Origin of the sequence: Oerskovia rustica (assembly GCF_014836555.1) — a bacterium.
GTDB lineage: Bacteria > Actinomycetota > Actinomycetes > Actinomycetales > Cellulomonadaceae > Oerskovia > Oerskovia rustica.
Map to the genome: position 1 here is coordinate 12695 of NZ_JACSQQ010000019.1, position 23071 is coordinate 35765.

Consider the following 23071-nt stretch of genomic DNA (forward strand, 5'->3'; position numbering starts at 1 on the left):
GTCGCCGCCCCGGCGACCGGCACGACCCAGCCGGCCTCGCGGACCAGGACCCGCGGAGCCGGCAGGACGACGACCGGGGCGACCGAGGTACCTGCCGGCAGGACGGGATCGGACGGTGCACGAGGGCGTGCGCCGCTCTGACGGACGAGCGGAGGAACAGGGATGGGGAACGAGCGATCGAGGCATCGTCGGACCGATCGGGCCGGGCAGCGCTGGTCCGTACGGGCCCGCCGGGCCTGGGCGGCCACGGGAGCCGTCCTGCTGGCCCTGCCGCTGGCCCTCGTCCCCGCGATCCCGGCGGCTGCCGCCGACTGGGGCATCAGCAAGCAGGAGGTCTCGCAAGGCCCCTACGAGCCCGGCGACGACGTCCAGTGGATCATCACGGTCTCCTGCTCGGACCCCAACGCCGACCCGTGTACCAACGCGGTGCTCACCGACCCGCTGCCCGACGGCCTCGAGCTCGTCTCCGCGTCGATCCAGAGCGGCCCGGCGGGCGGCGAGATCGACGCCGACGCCGACGCCGACACGGTCACCTACACGAACCCCCAGGTCCCGAACGGCGCACAGGCCCAGATCATCGTCAACGCCCGGGTGTCCCCGGACCTGCCGTACAGCGCGAACGGGGTACCGATCACCAACACCGCCACGGTCGTCGCCGACAACGCGGCGCAGCAGCCCGCGTCGGACTCGATCACCCCGGTCGTCCCGCTCGTCCTCGGCTCGACGACGACCAAGTCGATCGACCCGCCGGGGGCGCTCGCAGCCCCGGGGACGACCGCGACCATGACGATCGGCGCGACGAACACCTCGAACGACCCCGTCGACACCCTGGTCCTCCAGGACCCGGTCGACCCGACCGCGACCCCCAACCCGTTCACGTACCTCGAGTACACGGGGGCGGGCACGGTCGTGCTCCCCCCGAACGCCGACACCGTGACCACGCAGTACTGGGACGGCGACTCGTGGGAGACGCTCGACGACTCGGTCGACCCCGCGACCGTGCAGGGCGTGCGCTACACGTTCAGCGGCGACATCCAGCCGGGCGCGACCGCGAGCGTGCCCGTGCAGGTGCAGCAGAGCGACGCGGTCGACGACCTCACGGACGCCGCCACGATCACCAACGACGCGTCGTCGTACGTCACGCACACGGACGAGCAGTCCACTCCCACGACGGCGAGCGACACGTACGTCATCACCCCGCCGGACAACAGCGTCACGGCGTCGAAGAGCTTCTCGCCGACGACCGTCTCTGCGGGCGACCCGACGACCGTCACGATCGGGGCCACCAACACCGGGACCGCCGTCGACTCCCTGACGATCACCGAGCCCGCCCCCGGGACCGACAACCCGTTCGAGGGCGACGATCCCTTGACCTTCACCGGGTTCGGACCGACGGGGGACGGCACGGGCGTGCAGTGGCCCTCGGGCGCGAACGGCGCGACCGTGACGTTCACGTGCGCCGGCGGCTCGACCCCCCAGGTCGACGCGACGGCCCCCAACGCGCTCCCGAACCCCCCGGACGGGTGCGTCGTGGTCGGTTTCACGGTGGTCTTCACGGGCGACCTGCCGACCGGGGCCGCCGCCTCGATCCCGTTCACGGCCGGCACCGACCCCGACCAGACGACCGACGACGTCTCGCACACCAACACCATCGAGGCCACGGTGCCGAGCGCCGACCCGGCCACGGCCCCCGCGGACCTCGTGACCCTGGTCGACCGGTTGGCGACGAGCACGACCAAGCTCATGTCGCCCTCGACGATCCCCGCCGTCCCGGGGCAGTCCGTGATCGTGCAGCTCCCCACCCAGCTCCTGCCGTTCGGACCGGACGGGTCGACGGCGAACGCCGACCAGGTCGTCGTCCAGGACCCGGTCGACCCGGCGAACCCCGGCGAGTTCTGGTCGAACTTCACCGCGACCGCGGTGCGCACGACCGACGTGCCGGCTGGCTCGACCCTGACGGTCAACTACTGGAACGGCAGCGCCTGGGTGCCTGCGCCGGCCTGCGGGCCGTACACCGGCCCGGCGACCGTGAGCTGCGAGCTCCCCGCAGGCGCCCAGGGCGTCCAGTTCGTCTACGACTCGACCGGCGACGGCTTCCCGCCCGGCACGCAGTTCCAGCCCAACTTCACGGCCGACTACACGGGCCCGGCCGACCGTGACACCCCGATCGAGAACTGCGGTGCGTCGAGCGCGTCGTCGGGCACGGTGGCCCCGACCCCGCCCGCGCAGGGCTGCGCCTCGGTCGACCCCTTCCCCGTGGACGGGCCGGGTGCGCTCGAGTTCGTCACCAAGGACTTCCTCGGCGGCACCCCGCCCAGCGTCCTCGCCCGCTCGGACGACCAGGTCACGGCGCAGATCACCTGGTCGACCAACGGCTTCTCGGGCGTGGACCCGATGGTGATCTCCGACATCGCCGACCCGCAGAGCACCCCGATCGCGGGCTCGTTCTACGACGCGTTCGACCTCGTGCGGGTCGAGGCGATCGACACCGCGACCGACCCGCTGATCTCCTACGACCAGGTGACGGGCGTCGAGCTCTTCATCGGGGGTACGTGGGTCCCCGCGAGCGGGGACCCGTGCCCGTGCGTGGGGTCGTTCCCGGGGTACACCTTGTCCCCCGAGGAGCAGGCGTCGGCGACGTCGGTGCGCCTGACCTACGAGGAGTCGCCCGACCGCACCACGACGGGTGACCCGACGGCTCCGCAGCCCGGCGACGGCGTGGCGCGCTCGACGCTCGCGGACGGTCGCCACCTCGACCTGACCTTCCAGGTGCGCGACGTCAAGCGCTCCGACCCGAACGCCCCGGTGCTGGGCTCGACCCAGGGCACGCTCTACAACTCGACGGACCCTGGGATCGTCCTGGACACCGTGCGCGCCACCGGCACGTTCGACTCGAACCAGTACACGGACACCGACACGGCCGACGTGCTGATCATCGACCAGCCCCTCAACGTGACCGTCGCCAAGGACTGGACCGGCGGTCCCATCTCGGTCCCGCCGTCGGACACGCCGGCGCAGTTCTACCCGACGACCGACGTGACCATCGCAGGCACCAACGCCTCGGCCGCGAAGGTGAGCCAGCTCCGGTTGGTCGAACCGGGCATCGCGACCTCGGGCGACGTGCAGACGGCGCCCGGGACCAAGCCGTTCGACGCGTTCACGCTGCGGGCGATCGCCCTGGAGCCCCCGGAGGGCGCGGAGACGACGACCGTCACGCTCACCTACCTGGGAGGCTCGACCGCGAGCTTCACCGAGGCCGAGGCCGAGGCGCTCGGCACGGGCGACCTGGCCGACGTCGTCGGTGTCGTGACGTCCTTCGACGGTCTCGTGGCGCCAGGAGCGTCCGGCAGCATGGACCTCACGCTGCAGCTGCGCGAGAACGACCGCTACACCTCGGCGCCCGTCACGGTCGCCGGGTACAGCCCGGTGCCGGACGGGGCGGTCGCGACGATCGCCGACCCCGGCGGCACGGACCAGGACGTCCGGCTCGCGTACGACGACGCGAGCATGGAACTGCAGGACGCGGGGATCACGCTCGACGTCGGCAAGACCTTCGACCCGACGCAGGTCGTCGAGCCGAGCACCGGCCCCGTGACGATGACGCTCAGCGGACAGCCCCTCGGGCCGTCGCGCGCGGTCGAGATGGTGCTCGTCGACGACGACCCCCGGTTCTGGAACCAGTACGACTTCGACGCGTTCGCGGGCGCCGCGCTCACCGCGCCCATCCAGCAGGTGCGCGTCGACGCCTTCACCGGGGGCGAGTTCGTGACGGGACCCGGTGGCGTCGTGGTGAACGGCGGCTCGTGGGTCCTGGGCGACGAGGTCGCCACGTTCGAGCTGCCCGACGGCGTGTCCCCGGCCGACGTGCAGGGCCTGCGGTTCACGTTCAGCCGGACCGACGGGTCGATCTGGGAGAACCCCGCGAACCCGACGCAGACCGTCCCGATCTCGGTCGAACGTCGGGACCGGATGCGCACGGGCGGGCCGGTCCTGACGGACCTCGCGGCCAACGCGCCGGCCCCGGGGGAGAGCGCCCCGGGCGTCGCGACAAACACCGTGGACGGCACCGTGACGGGGGCGGACCTCGTCGTCGACCCGGGGTCCGGCGACCTGGTCCCGGTCTCCGCGACCGACGCCGCGACGGCCCCGCTCGTCTACGCCCACGCGACCAACGGGGTGCAGGTGGTCAAGGCGTTCGACGGCGTCGTCTCGGGGGGCACCCAGCCGCCCGACGGGACCTTCCCGATGAGCATCGCCGTGACGAACACCGGCAACCGGGCGATCGGTGAGCTCGTGGTCGAGGACGCCCCGATGCCGACCGACGCCCAGGGCGCCCAGCTCCGGCTGGCCGACGTGGACGATCCCTACTCCTACCTGCTGACCGGTCCGCCCCTGGACCCTGCGGAGGGCGACCCCCTGCCCGTCGACCCCGACGAGGTGACGGTCACCCAGACCGGGGACCTGCTCGGGCTCCGGTTCGCCTTCCCCGAGGGGACCGTGCTCGGGGTCGGTCAGACCTACACGATCACCGTCCTGGTGCAGTTCCGTGTGGGGCTCGCCCCGCAGACCCTGGTGACGAACACCGCGGGTGCGACGGCCGACCGGCCGTGGGACCAGTGCCTGACCCGGCTCGACGTGCAGACGGGGGCGTGCGAGGCGGACGCCGACGTCACGCCGATCCCCGCGGGGGTCCTCGCGCAGTCCAAGCTCGTGCGGGCGACGAACGACGACGCGCTCGACGTCGTCGTGGACCCGGCGTACACCGGGCCGCCGGTGGAGTGCACGCCGCTCCCGACGGGGCTCTACGCCTACCCGTGCACGCCGGTCATCGCGCCGGGGCACGAGGAGACGTGGCACGTGCGCATCGACAACGTCGGCAACCTGCCGATGAGCAAGATCGTGGCGTACGACCGGCTCCCCGCGGTGGGGGACACCGGGTCGTCCTCGTCCACGTCACCGCGTGGGTCGCAGTGGTCGCCGATCCTCACGAACGACCCGCCGCCCGCGCTCGTCAACGCACCGGACGGCAGCACCGCGTCGTTCTACTACTCGACGGCCGTGGACTACTGCATGGACGACCTCACGAATCCCCTGGCCGAGCCGGTCTGCCCGACGGACGACCCAGCGACGGGCTGGGTCCAGCTGACAGGCACCGAGGACGCGGCGCTGCTCGCGACGGTCACGGCGCTGAAGTTCGTCGTCACCTTCCCCGAGGCCGACCCCTTCCAGCCCGGGGAGTACATCGCGATCGAGGGCACGACCCTGACCCCGGCCCTCGCGCCCGAGGCCGGCGACCGGTCGATCGCGTGGAACTCGGCCGCGGCGTCAGCGGTCGTCGTGACGCCGCAGGGCAGCCTCAACCTGCTGCCCACCGAGGGCACCAAGGTCGGTGTGGCGACGGCGACCGGGTCGCTCGAGGTGACCAAGCGGGTCGCCGGAGCAGGAGCGGCGAACGCCCCGGCCACGTTCGACCTGTTCGTCCAGTGCACGTCGGCGCCCGGCACGCCGGTCGAGACGGTGCTGGAACCGATCCCGATCACGGTGGCTCGTGACACGCCGTCCACCGTGCCGAACCTGCCGTACGGGGCCGAGTGCACCCTCACGGAGGACGGGACGGGCGGCCAGACCGAGCTGATCGTCGGCACCGTGACGATCGGCGAGACTCCCGACGTCACCGCGATCACGGCGACCAACCGCTACGACCTCGCGAGCATCGAGGTGTCCAAGGACGTCGTGACGGACGCCGAGGACCAGGACGGTCAGGCGGTACCGTTCGGCCCGTTCGAGGTCACGGTCGACTGCACCTTCCTCGGCGAGCCGGTCTACGCGACCGGCTACGGTCCCGACGACCCGATGGTCGTCGACATCGAGGACGGCCAGACGGTCGAGCTCGACGGGCTGCCCGTAGGGGCCGTCTGCGCGGTCGAGGAGACCGGGACCGGCAACGCCTCGTCCGTCACCATCACGGTGACGCAGCAGGCGAGCCCGCCCGTGACCACGCCCGGGGCGTCCACGACGCTCACGCTCGGCGCCGACACCGATGCGGGGGAGAGCACCAACGACGTCGTGCTCACCAACACCTACGACGTCGGCGGGCTCGACCTGCTCAAGGTCGTCGACGGCCGGGGCGCGCCCACCTACGGGGCCGGACCGTTCACCCTCGCGGTGCGGTGCACGTTCGACGACGACGGCACGGGGCCGGGCGCCCCGCGCGTCGTCTACGACGACACGGTCGTGCTCGGTGCGGGGGCGCCACTCGAGGCGCAGGTCGCCAACCTGCCCGCGGGCGCGGTCTGCGACGTCACCGAGCCCGACGACGGCGGCGCGACGTCGACGTCGATCGCCCCCAGCCCGGTGACCGTGGCCGCAGGAACCACCGTGACGGTCACGGCGACCAACACGTTCGACGTCGGTGCCGTCTCGGTGGACAAGGTCGTCGACGGCGAGGGCGCCGATCTCTACGGCGCCGGTCCGTTCACCGTGACTCTGACCTGCACGGTCGACGGCGAGCCGCTCACCGTGCCCGGCGGACCCACGCGCACGCTCGTGCCGGGAACGCCCGTCCTCTACGACGACCTGCCCGTCGGCGCGGCCTGCACGGTCACCGAGACCGAGGACGGCGGGGCGTCCGCGTCGACCATGACCGTCACGGTCGACGGCGGCGAGCCCGTCGAGACCGACGGCCCGTCAACCGACGTCGTCGTGACGCCTGTCGATGCCGAGGGGGCGCCCACCACGGTGGGCGTCGTCGCGACGAACACGTTCGACCTCGGGTCGCTCGTGGTCGACAAGGTCGTCGACGGCGACGGGGCCGCGCTGTACGGCGCCGGCCCGTTCGAGGTGTCGCTCGCGTGCACCGTCGACGGCCGGCCGGTCGACGTCCCCGACGGCGCCGCGCGCGGGCTCGTCCCGGGCGAGCCCGTGACGTACGACGGCCTGCCCGTCGGCGCGCAGTGCGAGGTCACCGAGACGGCGACGGGCGGCGCGACCACCACGGCGGTCTCCGCGGTCGGGGAGGGCGAGCCGGGCGCCGTCGTCGTCCCGGCAGGGGACGTGGGGAGCGTCACCGTGACGAACACGTTCGACGTCGGTGAGGTCCGCGTCGTCAAGACGCTGGCCGGTGCCGACGCCGCCGAGCACCGTGGGGACGTCTTCACCGTCTCGCTCGCGTGCACCCAGGACGTCGACGGCGACCTCGTCGACGTCGTGATCCCGGGCGGACCCACCCGCACGCTCTCCGCGTCCGACGACTGGGTCGCGGTGTACGAGGACCTCCCGCAGGGGGCCACCTGCGTCGTGGCCGAGACGGACGCGGGCAGCGCGGACACGGTGCAGATCGTCGTCGACGGCGAGAGCACGCTCACGGACCCGTCGACGGCCGTCCCGGAGTCGGTCGAGTTCGACCTCCCCGTGGGGCCGGACGTCTGCGAGCCCGTGGAGGTGGTCAACACGTGGTCGCCGACGAGCGGTGGCATGGGCGGCGGGACCGTGGCCCGCAACGCGCTGACGACGGCGCTGACGCCCGCCGAGGTGGCGGTCGCGGCAGGGTGCGACGGCGCTTCACCGGCCTTGCCCGGGACCGGCGCCGACCTCGCTCGGGCCGTGGCCCTGGCCGTGATCCTGCTCGTGCTCGGGACGACGGCCCTGCTGGCGGTGCGTCGCCGGGGCGCCTAGCAGGGTCGGCGGGGCGCACGGCAGAGGGGCGTGCCCCGACGAGCCTGTCGCCCGGGTGGCGAGTCGGGCCAGGTCGCCTAGGTTCGAAGGTGGTCAGGAAGTGGCCGACCGGGAGCCAGGTGCACCGCACCGCTCGACCTGGTCTCCCGGGACCAGCACGCCGGAGGCCTGCTCCTTCGCCCGTCATCATCGTGGGTTCGGCACGGTCGCGTCGCCCACGAGGAGGATCTGCATGAACGACTCAGACGCTCGCCGGCCGCGCCCGGAGCCCGCTCCCGACGACCCGAGCAAGCCGGACTCGCCCACGGATCTGCCGGTGCGTTCCTGGAAGCACGTCGCCCGGACGACCCTGCGTCAGTTCTCGCGCGACCAGTGTCTCGACCTCGCGGCAGCCCTGACGTACTACGCCGTGCTCGCCTCGGCGCCCGCGCTCCTGGCCGTCGTCTCGCTGATCGGGCTGGTCGGTGACAGCCAGAAGATCGTGGACCAGGTGCTGGACGTCGCGTCGTCGGTCGTCCCCGCCGACGCGATGTCGACGCTCGAACCTCTCGTCGAGCAGGTCGTCGGCGGCAGCGACCGGGCGGGGCTCGCACTGGTCGTCGGTGTCGTCGTCGCGCTCTGGTCCGCGTCCGGGTACGTGGGCGCGTTCGGGCGGTCGATGAACCGCATCTACGAGGTCGAGGAGGGGCGTCCCGTCTGGAAGCTCCGGCCCGTGATGCTCGTGGTGACCGCCGGCGTGGTGCTCATGGCCGCGCTCGTCGTGGTCGCGCTGGTGGTGTCCGGACCGGTCGCCCGGGCGGTCGGTGACGCCGTCGGGCTGGGCGCGACGGCCGTGACGACGTGGAACGTCGTCAAGTGGCCCGTGGTGCTGCTGCTGGTGATCCTCATCGTGGCCGTGCTCTACCACACGACGCCCAACGTCCGTCAGCCCCGCTTCCGTTGGCTGAGCGTGGGCGCGATCGTCGCGATCCTCGTCTGGGTCCTCGCGTCGGTCGGTTTCGGCTTCTACGTCGCGACCTTCGCCTCGTACGACTCGACCTACGGCGCGCTGGGAGGTGTCATCGTCTTCCTGCTGTGGCTCTGGATCACCAACCTCGCCCTGCTGTTCGGCGCGGAGCTCGACGCGGAGCTCGAGCGGGCTCGCGAGCTGGAGGGCGGGATCGCGGCCGAGCAGTCCCTCCAGCTCCCGCCCCGCGACACGCGCGCGAGCGAGAAGCGGGCGCAGAAGCTCCAGGAGGACGTCGAGCGAGGCGCCGAGATCCGCAGGGCCGCGCAGCAGGAGACGAAGGAGGAGTCCACCGGTTCCCCGACGGGGCGGGACTGAACGTCGCGGCCGGGACCTCCCGGCCGGGACGTGGCACGACCATCCGACAGGACGACGCACGAGAGGACGACGCACATGCGAGCACTGACATGGCAGGGGCGGGAGAAGGTCTCGGTCGAGGAGGTCCCCGACCCGCGGATCGAGGAGCCCACGGACGCGGTCGTCCGGGTCACGTCGACCGCGATCTGCGGCTCCGACCTGCACCTGTACTCGGTGCTGGGCATGTACCTGGACCCGGGCGACGTGCTCGGCCACGAGACCATGGGCGTCGTCGAGGAGGTCGGCGCGAACGCGACCCGGCTCAAGGTCGGCGACCGCGTCGTCGTCCCCTTCGGCATCGCGTGCGGGACGTGCTGGATGTGCACCCACGGACTGCAGTCGCAGTGCGAGACGACGCAGGTCCGCTCGCAGGACAAGGGCGCGGCGCTCTTCGGGTACACCAAGCTGTACGGCCAGGTCCCGGGTGGGCAGGCGGAGTACCTCCGGGTACCGCAGGCGCACTACGGCCCCGTCGTGGTGCCCGCCGACGGCCCGGACGAGCGGTACCTCTACCTGTCGGACGTGCTGCCGACCGCGTGGCAGGCCGTCGAGTACGCGGCGGTGGCGCCCGGCGGGACGGTCGCCGTGGTCGGGCTCGGACCGATCGGTCAGATGGCTGCGCGGGTCGCGCGGCATCGCGGGGCCGGGCAGGTCGTCGGGCTCGACCTCGTGCCCGAGCGCCTGGAGATGGCCAGGCGGCACGGGATCGAGGTCGTCGACCTGTCGGTGGTCGACGACGTCGTGGGCGCGGTCCGGGACCTGACCCAGGGGCGGGGCGCCGACGGGGTGATCGACGCCGTCGGGATGGAGGCCCACGGGTCTCCAGGGGCGTCCTTGTTCCAGAAGGCGGCAGGAGTCCTGCCGGACACCGTCGCCGGCGCGATCAACGAGAAGGTGGGCGTCGACCGCCTGGCCGCGCTCCTCACCGCGATCTCGCTCGTCCGCCGCGGAGGCACCCTGTCGATCGCCGGTGTCTACGGCGGCGCCAAGGACCCCCTGCCGATGATGGACCTCTTCGACCGGCAGGTCACGCTCCGCATGGGACAGGCGAACGTCCGCCGGTGGATCGACGACCTGCTGCCCCTCGTCTCCGACCCGGCCGACCCGCTGGGCGTCCTCGACCTGCGGACCCATCGGCTGTCGCTCGAGGACGCACCCCGCGGCTACGACCTCTTCCAGAAGAAGGAGGACGGGTGCATCAAGGTCGTCCTGGACCCCACGGTGCGGACGGCGTCCGCTCCGGACGCTCCGGACGACACGGGGTCGCGATGACCACGCCGGTCGACACCCGCCTGCTCGCGATCTATCTCGACGACCACGTGGCCGGGGCGACCGTGGGGGTGCAGCGGGTCCGGCGCATGGCGAAGGTGTACGACGGCACCGTGGTGGGCCACGCGATCGCTCCGCTCGTCAGCCAGCTCGAGGACGAGCGAGCATGGCTGGTCCGGTGCGTGCACCGGCTCGACCTCCCCGTCCGGACGTACAAGGTCGTCGGTGCGGCCGTCGCCGAACGGATCGGACGCCTCAAGCCCAACGGGCACGTGAGCCGGACGTCGCCGCTGAGCGCACTGCTCGAGGTCGAGCTGCTCCGGGGTGCGGTCACCGGGAAGAAGAGCGGGTGGCAGACCCTCCTGGCCCAGAGCACGGGCCTGGGTCTCACCCCTGAGCAGGTCGTGGACCTCGACGGCCTGGTTGCCCAGGCGGACGAGCAGGTCCGGGTGCTCTCCGACCTGCTCGAGATCCTGCACGCCAGGGTGTTCCGGCGCCGGTCGCCCGACGGGGGAGGGTAGTCGCCCGGCTCACGGCGCCGTGGGGGACGACCGGTCGCGCCTGGCGCGCCGCCGCTCGGTGATCCGCGCCGCCCATCGCTCCCACGGCGGGCTGATCGACCAGTTCACGGCGAGAGTGTGCCAGGCCCAGCGGAACCGTCGGGCCAGAGCCTGCCGGGACTCGAACGTGCGCCCCGAGACCCCGACGACCAGCCGACCGTCGTAGCGCACACGAGCGTCGCTCCCGAGCTGGAGGCTCAGGTCGGTGTCGTCGTGGACGTGCGGGTCGTCCCGGTGCACGAGATGCCTGACCTCGCGCCACGCGTCGACACGGATCGCCATGTTGGACCCCCACAGGGGCACGTTGCCCGACGCGGCATGCATCCCCCAGTAGTAGCAGCGCAGGTAGAAGAGCTGCGCGAGGCGAGCACGGACGACAGGCAGGTCGTAGAACCGCCCGGAGCCGGTGAGTGCCGTCAGACCAGGGTCCGCCGCGAAGGCCTCGTGCACGCGCTCCAGCCAGTCCGGCGGGGGCATCGTGTCCGCGTCGCAGCGCACGATGACACCGGACGCCACGGCGTCGTAGCCCGTCGAGGCGGCCGCCGGGATGCCGGGCGACGGCTCGACGACCAGCCGGGCGCCCGCCCGCCGAGCCACGTCGGCGCTGTCGTCCGTCGAGGCGTTGTCGACCACCACCACCTCGCTGGGTGGCCGGCTCTGCCGGGCGATGGCCTCGAGGCAACGTTCCAGGTGCCGTGCGTCGTCCTTCACGGGAATGACGACGGTCAACGGCAACGCGTCGGCCCGGGACGTGGGGCTCATGACCCGCGCACCAGGAGGACGCCGGCGGCGAGTGCCCCGATCCCACCTGCCACGAGGTCGCCCAGCGTGTCGAGGTAGCCCACGGCGATCGCAGGGTCCACGAACGTGGTGCCCGCCCACTCGCCGACCTCCCACAGCAGGGCGAGCAGGGCCCCGAGCGCCGTCGCCGTGACGACGGCGCCGAGCCGAGGGCGCGAGAGGCCGTCCATGACAGAGCGGGTGGGTCTGCCGCCCAGGCCGTCGAGCAGGGGCCCGGGCGAGGGAAGCGCCCCCAGGAAGACGAGGACCGCATACGCCAGGACCGTGAGCACGGCGGTCGCCACCAGGTGCACCGCGAGGTCGAGCCAGGAGAGCTGGGCGTAGAGGTCGAGCAGCGCGATCCAGGCGGCGGCGCTCAGGACGAGGCCGACGAGCGGATCGAGCGGCCCCTTGAGACCGACGGCCCGGGGGATCACCGCGCCCAGCAGGACGAGGGAGAGCAGGGCGGTCGCCACGAGCCCGTAGAGAAGGGAGCCCACCGGGATCGCGATCCCTGCGAGGACGCGCACGACGTCTCCCACGGCGGTGGACACCGTGGAGCGTCTCTCGATCTCGCCGGCGGTCATCGAGCAAACGTAACGACTCCCGCGGAGTCCCGCTCAGCGGCCGGGGCACGGGAGGTCGCGAGTCGCGCACACCCGTGCGAGCCTGCCCAGATGTCTGCCACGACCACTGCGTCCCCGTCCACGCCCCTGAACCGCTCGGTCGGGGGCCGCCTGCTCTACGTCTTCATCCTGGGTGACGTGCTCGGTGCGGGGGTCTACGCCCTGGTCGGCGAGATGGCCGGGAAGGTGGGCGGCGCCGTCTGGCTGCCCCTTCTCGTCGCGCTCGGACTGTCCCTGCTGACCGCGGGCTCGTACGCCGAGCTCGTCACGAAGTACCCGGCCGCCGGGGGCGCCGCGGTGTTCGCCGAACGCGCCTTCAAGGTACCGATCGTGTCGTTCCTCGTGGGGTTCTGCATGCTCGCCGCGGGCGTCACGAGCGCGGCGGGTCTGTCCCTCGCCTTCGCCGGCGACTACTTCGGCTCGTTCGTGGACCTCCCTGTCGTGCCGGTCGCGCTCGTGTTCCTGCTCCTCGTCGCGGCGCTCAACGCGCGCGGCATCCAGGAGTCCTTGCGTGCGAACGTCGCGATGACCGCGATCGAGCTCTCCGGGCTGCTCCTGATCGTGGTGCTCGCGGCCGTCGTCCTCACCCGGGGCGACGCGTCACCGGGCCGGGCCCTCGAGTTCACCCAGGGCACCACCCCGGCGCTCGCGGTACTCTCGGCCTCGCTCATCGCGTACTACTCGTTCGTCGGCTTCGAGACCTCGGCCAACCTGGCCGAGGAGGTCAAGGACGTCCGGCGGGTCTACCCCCGTGCGCTCTTCGGCGCACTGATCACCGCAGGCGTCGTGTACGTCGCCGTCGGTGTGGCCGCCGTCGCGGTGGCGCCCCCCGAGCAGCTCGCGGGCTCGACCGGGCCGCTGCTCGAGGTCGTGAAGGTCGCCGACGTCGTACCGGAGCGCGTCTTCGCCGTGGTGGCTCTCGTCGCGGTCGCGAACGGCGCCCTGCTCACCATGATCATGGCGAGCCGCCTCACCTACGGCATGGCGCGACAGGGACTGCTGCCCGCAGGTCTGGCCCGGGTGCTCCCCGGCCGCCGGACCCCGTGGGGCGCGATCGTCGCGACGACCGTCGTCGCGATGGGGCTCGTCTTCACGGGAGACCTGGGTGCGCTCGCGGAGACCGTGGTGCTCCTGCTCCTCGTGGTGTTCATCAGCACCAACGTCGCGGTCCTGGTCCTGCGCCGGGACACCGTGAAGGAGGACCACTTCCGCGTCGCGACGATCGTGCCCGTGCTCGGGACCGCAAGCTGCGTCCTGCTCCTGACGCAGCAGGCCGGGCAGACCTGGCTCCGCGCGGGGGCTCTCGTCCTGGTGGGTGTCGTGCTCTACCTGGTCACGCGGCTCGTCCGCCGGCGGACGGCAACGCCGACCCGCGGGGACTGATGATCGACGGCGGTCCCCAGATGCCAGTGGGCAGGGAGGGGCGCACGGTGGAGGACCACATCGGTTTCACCGAGGAGGCACGAGATGTACCTGCACGTGCAGCGACTGATCAACGACATCGTGGCCGACGAGCCGGACCCCGCAGCGGCGAACGCGCTCCAGGAAGGACTGGGAGGTCAGTTCGGGGAGATGCGCACGATGATGCAGTACCTCTTCCAGAGCATCAACTTCCGGGGACCCGCGGGAAAGCCCTATCGGGACCTGCTCCAGGGGATCGGGACCGAGGAGATCAGCCACGTCGAGCTGATCGGCACGACCATCGCCCGCCTGCTCGACGGTTCGCCCCGGTACAACGGGAAGAAGACCGACCCCCTCGACACCCCGGGTGCGGGAGGCAGGACGCCGCTGGACCTGGCGCTCGGGGTGGGGAACATCCACCACTACCTGGTCGCGGCCCAGGGGGCCCTGCCCGTGGACGCCGCGGGCAACCCGTGGAGCGGGAGCTACGTCTACAACTCGGGGAACCTGGTGCTGGACCTCCTGTACAACCTCATGCTCGAGTCGACCGGGCGCCTGCAGAAGTGTCGGATCTACGAGATGACGGACAACAAGACGGCGCGCTCGACGATCTCCTACCTGATCGTGCGCGACCAGGCGCACGAGAACGCGTACGCCCGAGCCCTCGAGACCCTCGGCGTGGACTGGGGCAAGGTCCTGCCGATCCCCAAGACCGACGCGGAGAAGTTCCCCGAGGTCAAGAAGCTCGTCGACCTGGGGCTGCAGTCCAAGCAGTACACGTTCGACCTCGAGGGAGCCTCGGAGGCCGGGCGCATCTTCCAGGGCATGTCACCCTCGAACGACGGGACGGAGCTCGACGCGACCGAACAGGCTCCCGCCGGCGTCCCGTCGACCATCGCCCGGGAGCGCTACGAGGAGTTCTCCCCGGGGCTCGACCCTGACCTGCTCGCCCTCATCCAGGCGACCGCGGACCTCGAGATGGCCGACGCCGCCGACCCGCTGTTCGCGCCGACGAGCAAGGCCTAGGTGCAGGCACCGACCCACGGTGACGAGACCCTCCGGTGCGCGTGCGGAGGGTCTCAGCCGGCCCTCACCGGCCGGACGAGGTCCTCGCGCAGGTGCCGCGCGTACCCGCCGGGAGTGCGGCCCGTCGTACGACCCGAGGTGAGGACCCGGCCCTCGTCGGAGGCCACGACGCGCGCTCCCGCGCCCCGGGCACTGGCCACGAGGTCGACGTCCTCGTGCTCGGCGACCCTCGGGAAGCCGCCGGCGGCCAGGTAGCGGTCGCCGCGGATCCCCAGGTTCGCCCCGTGCACGTGCCCGTTCGCCTGCCCGACGGGATGCGTCGCCACCCAGGCGGCCTGCTGCGCGGGGGAGAGGTCGTCGAAGTCGGGACGCACGGTGCCGATCACCAGGTCGGCCCCTGCCTCCGCGAGCGCGACCTGGTGCGTGAGCCAGTGCGGGGGCACCGCCGAGTCCGCGTCGGTGCTCGCGATCCACAGCCGTGCCGGGCGGCCCCTGCCGGTCAGCTCCGTCGCCGCCTCGACCCCGGCGGCGCGTGCTGCCCCGACCCGCCGGTATCCGGTCTCGAGCACGGTGTACGGGGACGAGCGTGCGAGCGAGGCCGACCCGTCGGTGCAGTCGTCGAGGACGAGCACGACCTCGACCCGCACGGCCGGTCGCTCGTCCCGCATCCGCGCGACGGCCGCGTCGAGCGCGGCCAGGCAGCGGGGGAGGAGCTCCTCCTCGTCGTTCACCGGCACGACGACGGCCAGTCGCGTCACGCGGTCCGGTGCGCTCATGCCAGCCCCGCCTCGGCGGCGACCGAGCGTCCCGGCGGTCGGACGAAGACCTCCAGGACGAAGTCGTCCTCGAGGTGATGCACGAGGCGCACGAGCTCGGCGCGCGCAGCGAGGGCTGCATGGACGTCGTCGCCCCGCAGCGGGTACTCGGGTACCGGGTGCCGCCAGTGGCACGCGACCAGGACGCCGTCCGCGGTGAGGGACCCGACCGCACGGGAGATCGCGGTCTCCAGGTCGCTCGCGCCGTAGTAGTACCCGACCTCGGAGAGCACCACGAGGTCGAAGAGCCCTTCGGGCCACTCGGCAGGAGTCCGGAGACGCAGGAGCTCGACCTCGTCGCCGAGGCGCTCCCGGGCCGCTGCGAGCGCGGCCGCGGCGACGTCGACCCCCACGAGACGGTCGCAGCGGGTGGCGAGATCCGCGGTCAGGACACCGGTCGAGCAGCCGATCTCCAGGCCGGCCCGAAAGCGTGCGCGCGGCAGCGACGCGAGCGTCACGGCGCGCTTGCGTTCCTCGTACCAGCGCGTCTCGAAGCCCCACGGATCGGGGCGGCCGCGGTAGAACGCGTCGAAGAAGCCGGCAGGCAGGCTCTCGGAGGACGTCGACCCCGACCCGGGTCCACGCCCCGACCCCGGTTCGGACTCCGCCGTCGGGGACGGTGCGGACGCTGAGGGCGGGGCGGGCGACGGGCACGGTGCCTCGACGAAGACCTCCACGTCGCGGTCGGCGTGCCGCAGCATCTCCGGTCCGACGGTCGCCGCGTCTCGAGGGTCCGGGGACAGCGGCTCGACCTGCGACCGGTGCGCGGCCAGCGCGAGCCTCTTGGCTGCTCGCTCCTGCGGCGTGAGCGTGAGCGCCCGCATGTCCTTGGTGGCGGTCCGGTCGTCCGGGTTGCCCCAGTGCCACCACCAGATCGGGTACTCCAGGAGCCGTGCGCCCTGCTCGCCGGCGACCGCGGCCGCGACCTCGCCGGCGATGCGGTGGTCGCGGTGGCCGTCGCTGCGCCACGGAGCGCACAGCATCACCGGGGCGCGCTCTCCGCGTCCAGGCTCGTCCTCTGCCAACGCGCCGAGGATCGCGGACAGCTGTCGGTGCAAGGTGGGGCGGTGCTCCCGCAGGCCTCCGTCCGGCAGCCCCAGGAAGACCACGGCGGCACCGGGAGCTGCCACGTCGACCGCGTCCACGAGCTCGCGACGTCGTAGGCGCGCGAGCCGAGCAGGTGAGAGCGTGGGGGAGTCGGGGTGGGACGCCTCGCCGTCCGTCGCGACGACGACCGTGACCGGCGCGCCCCGGCGGGCGAGCCGTGCCAGGAGGCCGCCGGCGCCCAGCGACTCGTCGTCGGGGTGTGCGGCGAGCGCGACGAGGTGGGGCACGTCGTCGGGAAGGTCCAGGGGAGGCAGCCGGTCGAAGAAGCCGTCGGCTCTCCAGGCGTCCTCGGTGGTGCCCGGGTCTCGATGGTCGAACGTCACCACGGCGCGGTCCCGCGGGCCACGAGGTCACGGCCCAAGGAGGCGTCGTCGCGCTCGGCGTGGTGCTGGCGTACGTAGAGCTGCAGGTCGGCCAGACGACGGGCGTAGGCCTCGTCGGCGGTCATCGGACCCGGACCCAGGGCGTGCGAGCACCGCTGCACGGTCTCCTCGACCGTGCGCGCGACGGCGCCGCGCACCCGCCGGGCGAGCACCCCGGGGGCGACCTCGGCGTCCGCGGTGCCGTCCACGACCCGGCTCGCCTCGACGAGCGTCGTCCGTGCGCTGGTCAGCGCGATGTCGACCGCGCCCAGGTGGGCGAGCGTGAGCTGGTCGGGCTCGCGACGCGCGGTCGCCGCATACAGCTCACGCGCGAGGCCCACGGCGCCGCCCCACCAGCAGGCTGCGACACCGATGCCACCCCAGGCGAAACCAGGGCGGTCGAGGTACCACCCGGGACCCCCGACCGGGACGGCTGCTGCGCCGTCGAGACGCACGGGGGCGCTGACGATCTCCGGGAACCCGCGCGCGACCCACGGGCCGTCGTCCGGGCGGACGCCGGGAGCGCGCAGGTCGACGGCGAACAACCGCCGACCGTCCACGGTCCACGCGGTCACCAGGGCGTGCGAGAGCGTCGCGGCGAGCGAGCACCACGGCTTGACCCCCGTGAGCCGCCAGCCGTCCACGCCCTCCTGAGCCTCCAGGCGTACGCCCGGACCTTCTGCCGCGAAGACGCCCCATGTGCTGGTCTCGTCGGCGCCGATCGAGCGCAGGTCCACCTCGTCCGGGACGTGCGCCAAGATCGCGAGCGCATCGAGGTGCGGCTCGAGGACCCGAGCGACACCGACGTCGGCCGCGGCGGTCGAGGCGAGCAGCTCCCACAGCTCGAGCGTCTGGCCGGTACCCGGGGCAGGCGTGGACCTGCCGACCTCGGCGGCCCAGGCCAGGGACTCCATGACGTCCCCGCTCATCGTCGGTACGCGCGCGACGGTCGCCAGGCGCCGGGTGCGCTCGTCGTCCCGGCGTGAGGGGTCGAGGACGACGGTGAGGTGCTCGAGGACGGTGGTGCTCGGATCGGTCACGACTGCTCCTGTGGTCTACCGGGGGTTCCCGCAGACTAGGCGTGCTCCGGGTCCCTCGCACGCCGCCGGTACCGCGCGCGGACGTGAGGACGACCACCGCGGCGGGCCGCGTCAGGACAGGACCGGATGGATGCCCTGACCGTTCGTGCTCACCGGCGGTTCGACTGCCGCCTGCCGAGGTACCGGGGCCGTCTCGAAGAACAGGTCGAGGTCGTCGGCCGTGGGCGCGGCGATGCCGGAGCCTTCTGCGAGGGTCTCCATGAGGCGGCGGGCGAGGTGCCGGATCGACTCGTTGGTGACGTTCGAGTGGTGGCGCAAGAGGTCGAAGGCCTCGTTCTCGGTCATGCCGTACACCGTCATGACCGCGCCCTTGGCCTGCTCGATCACGGCCCTGCTCTGTGCGGAGGACTTGATGGCCGCCGTCGCTTCGCGCTGGGACAGCTCGCGTTGCGTGATCGTGAGGTCGACGAAGTACCCGGAGACCTGCGTGACCTCGTCCGACCCGGGCTCCTTGCGAGCCCGGCCGACGACCCCGAGGGTCCGGGTGTGGCCGTGCGCGTCGATGATGCGGTGCACGCACGCGAACGGCTCACCCGACGAGCAGGCGTTCGCGAGGACCGCCTCGACGCGGGCGCGATCGTCGGGATGCTTGTGGGCGAGCATCAGGGCGGTGGTCGGTACCACCTCGCCCGGCGTGAAGCCGTGCATCTCGTAGAGCCCGTCCGACCACCACCAGGTTCCCGTGCGGACGGTCAGGACGAACTGACCCACGGGTTGGGGCGTCCCGGCGAGGAGGACCTCCATGAGGTCTGCGTCAAGAGGGCGATCCAGGTCGTACGAGGTCGTCATCTCAGCTCCTAGGGGGCAGGGAAGCTCAGGGAGCCTCCTTCCAGACTCCTGACCGGATGTTAGCGCCGGACCGCGACTCAGGCACGGGCGCTTCGCGGACCGCGAACGCCGGGCCGGCACCCGGGCCGTCCGACACGAGTGCCTTCTCCGCCCGCGGCTAGAGGTGGCCGTCGGCGACGTCGGTGATCGCGATGTCGACGGTGACGGCGTCGGCCTCGGGAGCGAGGTCGCCGAGGACGGTGGCAAGGTGCGAGGTGGCCACCCGACGCACGGCTGAGGCGAGGGGGAGGAGGGGGACGTCGAACGCTGCAAGGACCTCGATCGTGACGGTCGCGAGCCGGTCGTGGTCGTCGGTCGAGCAGGTGATCGTGAGGGGGGACGCGCTCGGCACCGCGACGACCGCCTCGCGGAGGGTCGTGACCAGGACGTCCGAGGCGACGAAGTACTCGACGACACCGGTGGGCGTCGCGCTCCGACCACGGACCGGAGCGGAGGGGCGGAAGGCCGAGAGGGCCTTCAGCAGTGCGTTCTCGCGGACGAGGGTCCACCCCTGGTCGGTGTGGCGGCGCAGCGCCTGCGTGGCGCGGTCGAGGACTGCGTCGTCGTTCATCGCCATCCCTTCATCCTCTCCGCCAGCGTCGCCCGGGCCCGGTGGAGCATCCCGCGCACGGCATCGTGGGTCGTACCGAGGATGTCGGCGATCTCGGCATAGTGCAGCCCCTCGACCTCGCGCAGCAGCCAGCACGACCTCTGCAACGGTGGCAGACCGAGCAGGGCGATGTCGAGGGCTTCGACGAGCGCGGTGTCCACGGCATCCTGGTCCGGCGCGTGGGAGGCGGACTCGACGAGGTCGTCGGGCAGCGGGCCGGGGAGGCGCGCGGCGTGGCTCCGGTGGCGGTAGGCCTGGCGGGTCGCGATGCCGAAGAGCCAGGTCCGTGGGGCGGACTCGCCCCGGAAGCCGGGGAAGCCGGTCCAGGCGGCCACCAATGTGTCCTGCAGGCAGTCGGCGGCGACCTCCGGGTCCTGGACCATGCGCAGGACGTAGCGGTACATCGCCGGTCCGTGCCTGTCGACGAGAGCCGTGAAGGCCGCGCGGTCGCGCAGGGCAGCCCTCCGTGCGAGCGACAGGTCGGAGACTGCCCCCGCGTAGCCACCATCACCGACGGCCTCCACCTGTCCGACGATAGCGCCCGGCGGGAGCCTCGCCATCGGCAGTGCCGAGTGTGACCTAGGTCACATCAATGCGGCGTGACGTTCTGGCGGCGGAGCGGCACTCACTGGGGAACGTCGCAGATCGTCCTGCCGACGCGCAGGGCGTCCCGAGCACGAGGAGCGAACGATGAGCGAGCAGAGCACACACACCACGGGAGCATCAGCACCCGGCACGGTCTCCCGTCCCGGGGACGTCGGGCAGTCCGGACCTCCGCGAGGGACGGTCGACCGACCCTCGGCGCTCGCCTCCGAGCACGGCAGCACGACGATCGCCGACCAGGTCGTCGCCAAGATCGCGGGCATCGCGACCCGCAACGTCCAGGGGGTCTACGCGGTCGGCGGGGGAGCGGCCAGGGCCTTCGGCGCCATCCGCGAGTACATCCCGGGCAGCGGCAGCGACACCACCTCGGGCGTCCACGTCGAGGTGGGAGAGCGTCAGGCCGCCGTCGACCTCGACCTCGTCGCGGACTACGGCGTGTCGATCGCGGACCTCGCCCAGGCAGTCCGTCGGAGCGTGATCACCTCGATCGAACGCATGACCGGGCTCGAGGTGACCGAGGTCAACATCGACGTCAACGACGTCCACCTGCCCGGTGACGACGCCGACTCCAGCCCCGACCGGCGCACGCAGCGCGAGCAGTCCTCCGACAGCGGCGAGGGCGAGGACGGTGGCGGGCGGGTCCGATGACCTCGTCGCCACCTCCTCACGCCTCGACACCGGGGTCCTCGAGCGAGGGCCGGGAGGCGGCCGCGCCCACCCCGCTGGACGTCGCCGAGTCGTTCGAGCACGCACATGCGGGGACGGGGCTCGGCGAGCCTCTGCGTCCTCCCTCCGACCGGTTCCCGCCGCCTCTGCCTGACGACGTCGCCCAGGGGGAGATCGCCGAGAGGATCGTCGCTGCCGTGCTCGCCGTCCCGGGGGTCGTCCGGCTGCATGCCGGGGTCTTCGGCGAGGTCGCGACCTACCTCCCTGGCCGTGCCGTCACGGGGGTCCGGCTCCGTCCCGAGGAGACCGAGGTCCACCTGGTCGTCTCGCCCGACCGTCCGATCCCCGCGGTCGCCCGTGACGTCCACGAGTCCGTGCGTGCGCTGGCCACCGTGCCTGTCCGCGTGTTCGTCGAGGACGTCGAGTCCCCGTCCTCATCCCCGTCCTCATCCCCGTCCGCCTCCTGAGCGGACACGTCCAAGGAGAGCACATGTCTGTGTCCACGATCGGTCTGCTGACCGGCATACTGCTGGCCCTCGCCGCGATCCTCGGAGGGTTCTGGGGGTTCGTCCTCGCCGTGGTCCTCGGCGGGGTCGGATGGGTCGTCGGCGCCCAGATCGAGGGGCGCATCGACCTCGGTGCCGCCTTCCGCAGCCGGCGCCATGTCTGACACGCCGTTCGCCCAGCCGTCGCCCTCGCAGGGTGCGGCGACGACCTCCTCGGACGAGACGGTCGACGCCGGGGAGCGTGGAGCGCTGCGCGTCGCGGACCGGGTCGTCGAGAAGGTCACCCGCGCCGCCGTGCTCGGCGTCCCCGGTGTCGCGCCGGACGCGGCCACGACAGGAACGGTCGGGCGAGCACTGGGCCGCGCGTACCCCCACGTCACCTGCTCACGCGCCGGTGACCGCGCCCGTGTCCTGCTCGAGATCGCGCTCGTGTGGCCCGCCCCGGCCGCGAGCGTCGCCCGCCAGGTCTGCGAGGCCGTGTCCGAACAGCTCCGGGCCCTCGCGGGGGTGCACGTGGACGAGGTCCGCGCGACCGTCGCACGCATCGTGGACCCCTCGGACGTCCTCGAGGCCACCGGAACGACCAAGGAGCGACGAGTCCGATGAGCGCACCCACGACACCCCCCGTCCGGACCGTCCCCGCCCCGGCGAGATCACCACGGGCGGCCCTCGTCCTGACCTCGTGGGCGTTCGTCCTGGCGATCGTGCTCCTGGCCGTCGCGGTGCTCGCCGGGCAGGCCGCGTACGTGGCGGCACGGGGGCAGGGGACGAGCTGGTTCGCGGCCCTCGCGGCCGGCCTGGACGGACTCGAGCCCGAGACGTGGGTCGGGGTGACCGGAGCGCTCGTCGCGCTGGTCGGACTCTGGTTGCTCTGGCAGGCCGTCCGCCCCCGTCCGCGCACGACCCTGCGAGTGGTGGCGACCAGCGGAGTCCACCTGCGCTCGGCCGACGTCGCCCGCTGGGTGAACGCCACAGCCCGCGACGTGCCGGGGGTCCTCGACACCAGCACGTCGGTGACCCGGCGTGCCGTTCGCGTGACCGTCCGCACGACAGGCTCTCCGGAGATCCTCTCCGACGTCCGTGAAGAGGTCGCACGTCAGCTCTCGGCGCTCGAGCGACCGCCGAGCCTGGTCGTGCGCGCCGGCGAAGGGCGGACACCATGAACCGCACCGTCCTGAGGCTCGACCGCGTGCTGCTCGCCCTGGTCGGACTCGTGCTCGTCGCGGTCGGCGTCGCAGCGCTGCTGTGGACCACGGGCACCCTGGCCGAGTACGTCGACGGAGTCCCCGACCGCCTCGACACGTCTCCCGCGACCGATGCCGCCTCGCAGACGTGGTGGCCCTTCGTGACCGGCGCCGTCGCCCTGATCCTGGCGATCGTGGCGGTGTGGTGGATGCTCGCACACCTTCCCGCCCGTTCCGTGGCCGAGCAGGACCTACCCGGCTCCAGTCGTGCCATGCGCCTGCGCATCGACCGGGGGGGGGGGGCCGCCCCCGCCCCCCCCCACGCGGCTCAGCAGGTCCCCTCGGTCCGCAGAGCGACGGCGACCCTGCGCGACGAGGGTTCCGAGCTCGTCCTCAGTCTCCTCGTCACGGTCGACCCCGCCGCCGACCTGCCCGATCTGGCCACCCGGCTCGACGACCTCGTCGCTGACGCGGCGACGGTCCTGCCTGACGAGAGGCTCCGCTCCCGCACGACCGTGAGGATGAGGACGAGCCGTCGCTCCGACCGCGGATCGCGCGTCGAGTAGCGAGGGTGTGCGGGGCGTGCCTCCG

The 23071-nt window shown here is 72.6% G+C and carries 20 protein-coding genes; 12 read left to right on the forward strand and 8 right to left on the reverse strand.

Features of this window, described 5'->3' with window-relative positions; genetic code table 11:
* Positions 1–162: 162 nt before the first annotated feature.
* The 4 genes from H9652_RS12105 to H9652_RS12120 all read left to right on the forward strand — a co-directional run bounded on the left by H9652_RS12105 (position 163) and on the right by H9652_RS12120 (position 10827).
* A complete protein-coding gene (locus tag H9652_RS12105) occupies positions 163–7674 on the forward strand; it encodes a DUF5979 domain-containing protein (protein ID WP_191796478.1) in 7512 nt (2503 codons plus the stop codon).
* Between the two features lie 232 nt (positions 7675–7906).
* On the forward strand, positions 7907–8998 hold the full coding sequence (locus H9652_RS12110) for a YihY/virulence factor BrkB family protein (RefSeq protein WP_191796479.1): 1092 nt from the start codon (positions 7907–7909) through the stop codon (positions 8996–8998).
* Positions 8999–9073: 75 nt separating this feature from the next.
* Positions 9074–10309: a zinc-dependent alcohol dehydrogenase gene (locus H9652_RS12115; protein ID WP_191796480.1), complete on the forward strand. Its 1236-nt coding sequence runs from the start codon at positions 9074–9076 to the stop codon at positions 10307–10309.
* Positions 10306–10827 carry a hypothetical protein gene (locus tag H9652_RS12120; protein WP_191796481.1) on the forward strand — a complete coding sequence of 174 codons (522 nt, stop codon included), beginning with the start codon at positions 10306–10308 and terminating at the stop codon, positions 10825–10827. Before H9652_RS12115 ends, H9652_RS12120 begins: the two co-directional genes overlap by 4 nt.
* A 9-nt stretch (positions 10828–10836) precedes the next feature.
* On the opposite strand, the gene H9652_RS12125 is transcribed toward H9652_RS12120, so the two are convergent.
* Together H9652_RS12125 and H9652_RS12130 are read right to left on the reverse strand one after the other, a co-directional pair.
* On the reverse strand, positions 10837–11628 hold the full coding sequence (locus H9652_RS12125) for a glycosyltransferase (protein ID WP_191796482.1): 792 nt from the start codon (positions 11626–11628) through the stop codon (positions 10837–10839).
* Positions 11625–12233, reverse strand: coding sequence for a hypothetical protein (locus H9652_RS12130; protein ID WP_191796483.1), 609 nt, complete (start codon positions 12231–12233; stop codon positions 11625–11627). The genes H9652_RS12125 and H9652_RS12130 overlap by 4 nt, the downstream gene beginning before the upstream one ends.
* 90 nt (positions 12234–12323) lie before the next feature.
* Between H9652_RS12130 and H9652_RS12135 the strand changes: the two genes are divergently transcribed.
* Positions 12324–13655, forward strand: a complete 1332-nt coding sequence (locus H9652_RS12135) for an APC family permease (protein ID WP_191796484.1) — start codon at positions 12324–12326, stop codon at positions 13653–13655.
* Positions 13656–13739: 84 nt separating this feature from the next.
* Positions 13740–14699, forward strand: coding sequence for a manganese catalase family protein (locus tag H9652_RS12140; RefSeq protein ID WP_191796485.1), 960 nt, complete (start codon positions 13740–13742; stop codon positions 14697–14699).
* Between the two features lie 53 nt (positions 14700–14752).
* Here H9652_RS12140 and H9652_RS12145 read toward each other — a convergent pair whose 3' ends face one another.
* The 6 genes from H9652_RS12145 to H9652_RS12170 form a co-directional block, all read right to left on the reverse strand.
* Positions 14753–15475, reverse strand: a complete 723-nt coding sequence (locus H9652_RS12145; protein ID WP_191796486.1) for a glycosyltransferase — start codon at positions 15473–15475, stop codon at positions 14753–14755.
* Positions 15472–16947 (reverse strand): PIG-L family deacetylase, encoded by a 1476-nt coding sequence (locus tag H9652_RS12150; protein WP_191796487.1) that lies wholly within the window; start codon positions 16945–16947, stop codon positions 15472–15474. Before H9652_RS12150 ends, H9652_RS12145 begins: the two co-directional genes overlap by 4 nt.
* Positions 16941–18023: an acyl-CoA dehydrogenase gene (locus H9652_RS12155; protein WP_318244143.1), complete on the reverse strand. Its 1083-nt coding sequence runs from the start codon at positions 18021–18023 to the stop codon at positions 16941–16943. The genes H9652_RS12150 and H9652_RS12155 overlap by 7 nt, the downstream gene beginning before the upstream one ends.
* 111 nt (positions 18024–18134) lie before the next feature.
* A complete protein-coding gene (locus tag H9652_RS12160) occupies positions 18135–18872 on the reverse strand; it encodes a PAS and ANTAR domain-containing protein (protein WP_225228156.1) in 738 nt (245 codons plus the stop codon).
* 157 nt (positions 18873–19029) lie between these two features.
* Entirely contained in the window at positions 19030–19488 is a 459-nt protein-coding gene (locus H9652_RS12165) for a hypothetical protein (RefSeq protein ID WP_191796488.1), read from the reverse strand.
* Positions 19479–20045, reverse strand: coding sequence for an RNA polymerase sigma factor (locus H9652_RS12170; protein WP_318244144.1), 567 nt, complete (start codon positions 20043–20045; stop codon positions 19479–19481). The genes H9652_RS12165 and H9652_RS12170 overlap by 10 nt, the downstream gene beginning before the upstream one ends.
* A 166-nt stretch (positions 20046–20211) precedes the next feature.
* Here H9652_RS12170 and H9652_RS12175 point away from each other — a divergent pair, with 166 nt between their 5' ends.
* From H9652_RS12175 to H9652_RS12200, 6 genes are read left to right on the forward strand one after another with little or no spacing between them, the layout of a single operon-like run.
* Entirely contained in the window at positions 20212–20772 is a 561-nt protein-coding gene (locus H9652_RS12175; protein ID WP_191796490.1) for an Asp23/Gls24 family envelope stress response protein, read from the forward strand.
* Positions 20769–21257 carry an Asp23/Gls24 family envelope stress response protein gene (locus H9652_RS12180; RefSeq protein ID WP_225228157.1) on the forward strand — a complete coding sequence of 163 codons (489 nt, stop codon included), beginning with the start codon at positions 20769–20771 and terminating at the stop codon, positions 21255–21257. Before H9652_RS12175 ends, H9652_RS12180 begins: the two co-directional genes overlap by 4 nt.
* Positions 21258–21280: 23 nt before the next feature.
* Positions 21281–21460, forward strand: a complete 180-nt coding sequence (locus H9652_RS12185; protein WP_030153270.1) for a hypothetical protein — start codon at positions 21281–21283, stop codon at positions 21458–21460.
* The gene (locus H9652_RS12190; RefSeq protein WP_191796491.1) at positions 21453–21902 is read left to right on the forward strand and encodes an Asp23/Gls24 family envelope stress response protein; all 450 of its coding nucleotides are present in this window, start codon (positions 21453–21455) and stop codon (positions 21900–21902) included. Before H9652_RS12185 ends, H9652_RS12190 begins: the two co-directional genes overlap by 8 nt.
* Positions 21899–22459, forward strand: coding sequence for a DUF6286 domain-containing protein (locus H9652_RS12195; protein WP_191796492.1), 561 nt, complete (start codon positions 21899–21901; stop codon positions 22457–22459). Before H9652_RS12190 ends, H9652_RS12195 begins: the two co-directional genes overlap by 4 nt.
* Positions 22456–23046, forward strand: a complete 591-nt coding sequence (locus tag H9652_RS12200) for a hypothetical protein (RefSeq protein ID WP_191796493.1) — start codon at positions 22456–22458, stop codon at positions 23044–23046. Before H9652_RS12195 ends, H9652_RS12200 begins: the two co-directional genes overlap by 4 nt.
* The last annotated feature ends 25 nt before the right edge of the window (positions 23047–23071 follow it).

What these genes read in the sequence shown, in the direction of transcription:
- H9652_RS12105 (WP_191796478.1), top strand. Translation starts at nt 163, where the DNA reads ATGGGGAACGAGCGATCGAGGCATCGTCGGACCGATCGGGCCGGGCAG.
- H9652_RS12110 (WP_191796479.1), top strand. Translation starts at nt 7,907, where the DNA reads ATGAACGACTCAGACGCTCGCCGGCCGCGCCCGGAGCCCGCTCCCGAC.
- H9652_RS12115 (WP_191796480.1), top strand. Translation starts at nt 9,074, where the DNA reads ATGCGAGCACTGACATGGCAGGGGCGGGAGAAGGTCTCGGTCGAGGAG.
- H9652_RS12120 (WP_191796481.1), top strand. Translation starts at nt 10,306, where the DNA reads ATGACCACGCCGGTCGACACCCGCCTGCTCGCGATCTATCTCGACGAC.
- H9652_RS12125 (WP_191796482.1), bottom strand. Translation starts at nt 11,628, where the DNA reads ATGAGCCCCACGTCCCGGGCCGACGCGTTGCCGTTGACCGTCGTCATT.
- H9652_RS12130 (WP_191796483.1), bottom strand. Translation starts at nt 12,233, where the DNA reads ATGACCGCCGGCGAGATCGAGAGACGCTCCACGGTGTCCACCGCCGTG.
- H9652_RS12135 (WP_191796484.1), top strand. Translation starts at nt 12,324, where the DNA reads ATGTCTGCCACGACCACTGCGTCCCCGTCCACGCCCCTGAACCGCTCG.
- H9652_RS12140 (WP_191796485.1), top strand. Translation starts at nt 13,740, where the DNA reads ATGTACCTGCACGTGCAGCGACTGATCAACGACATCGTGGCCGACGAG.
- H9652_RS12145 (WP_191796486.1), bottom strand. Translation starts at nt 15,475, where the DNA reads ATGAGCGCACCGGACCGCGTGACGCGACTGGCCGTCGTCGTGCCGGTG.
- H9652_RS12160 (WP_225228156.1), bottom strand. Translation starts at nt 18,872, where the DNA reads ATGACGACCTCGTACGACCTGGATCGCCCTCTTGACGCAGACCTCATG.
- H9652_RS12165 (WP_191796488.1), bottom strand. Translation starts at nt 19,488, where the DNA reads ATGGCGATGAACGACGACGCAGTCCTCGACCGCGCCACGCAGGCGCTG.
- H9652_RS12175 (WP_191796490.1), top strand. Translation starts at nt 20,212, where the DNA reads ATGAGCGAGCAGAGCACACACACCACGGGAGCATCAGCACCCGGCACG.
- H9652_RS12180 (WP_225228157.1), top strand. Translation starts at nt 20,769, where the DNA reads ATGACCTCGTCGCCACCTCCTCACGCCTCGACACCGGGGTCCTCGAGC.
- H9652_RS12185 (WP_030153270.1), top strand. Translation starts at nt 21,281, where the DNA reads ATGTCTGTGTCCACGATCGGTCTGCTGACCGGCATACTGCTGGCCCTC.
- H9652_RS12190 (WP_191796491.1), top strand. Translation starts at nt 21,453, where the DNA reads ATGTCTGACACGCCGTTCGCCCAGCCGTCGCCCTCGCAGGGTGCGGCG.
- H9652_RS12195 (WP_191796492.1), top strand. Translation starts at nt 21,899, where the DNA reads ATGAGCGCACCCACGACACCCCCCGTCCGGACCGTCCCCGCCCCGGCG.
- H9652_RS12200 (WP_191796493.1), top strand. Translation starts at nt 22,456, where the DNA reads ATGAACCGCACCGTCCTGAGGCTCGACCGCGTGCTGCTCGCCCTGGTC.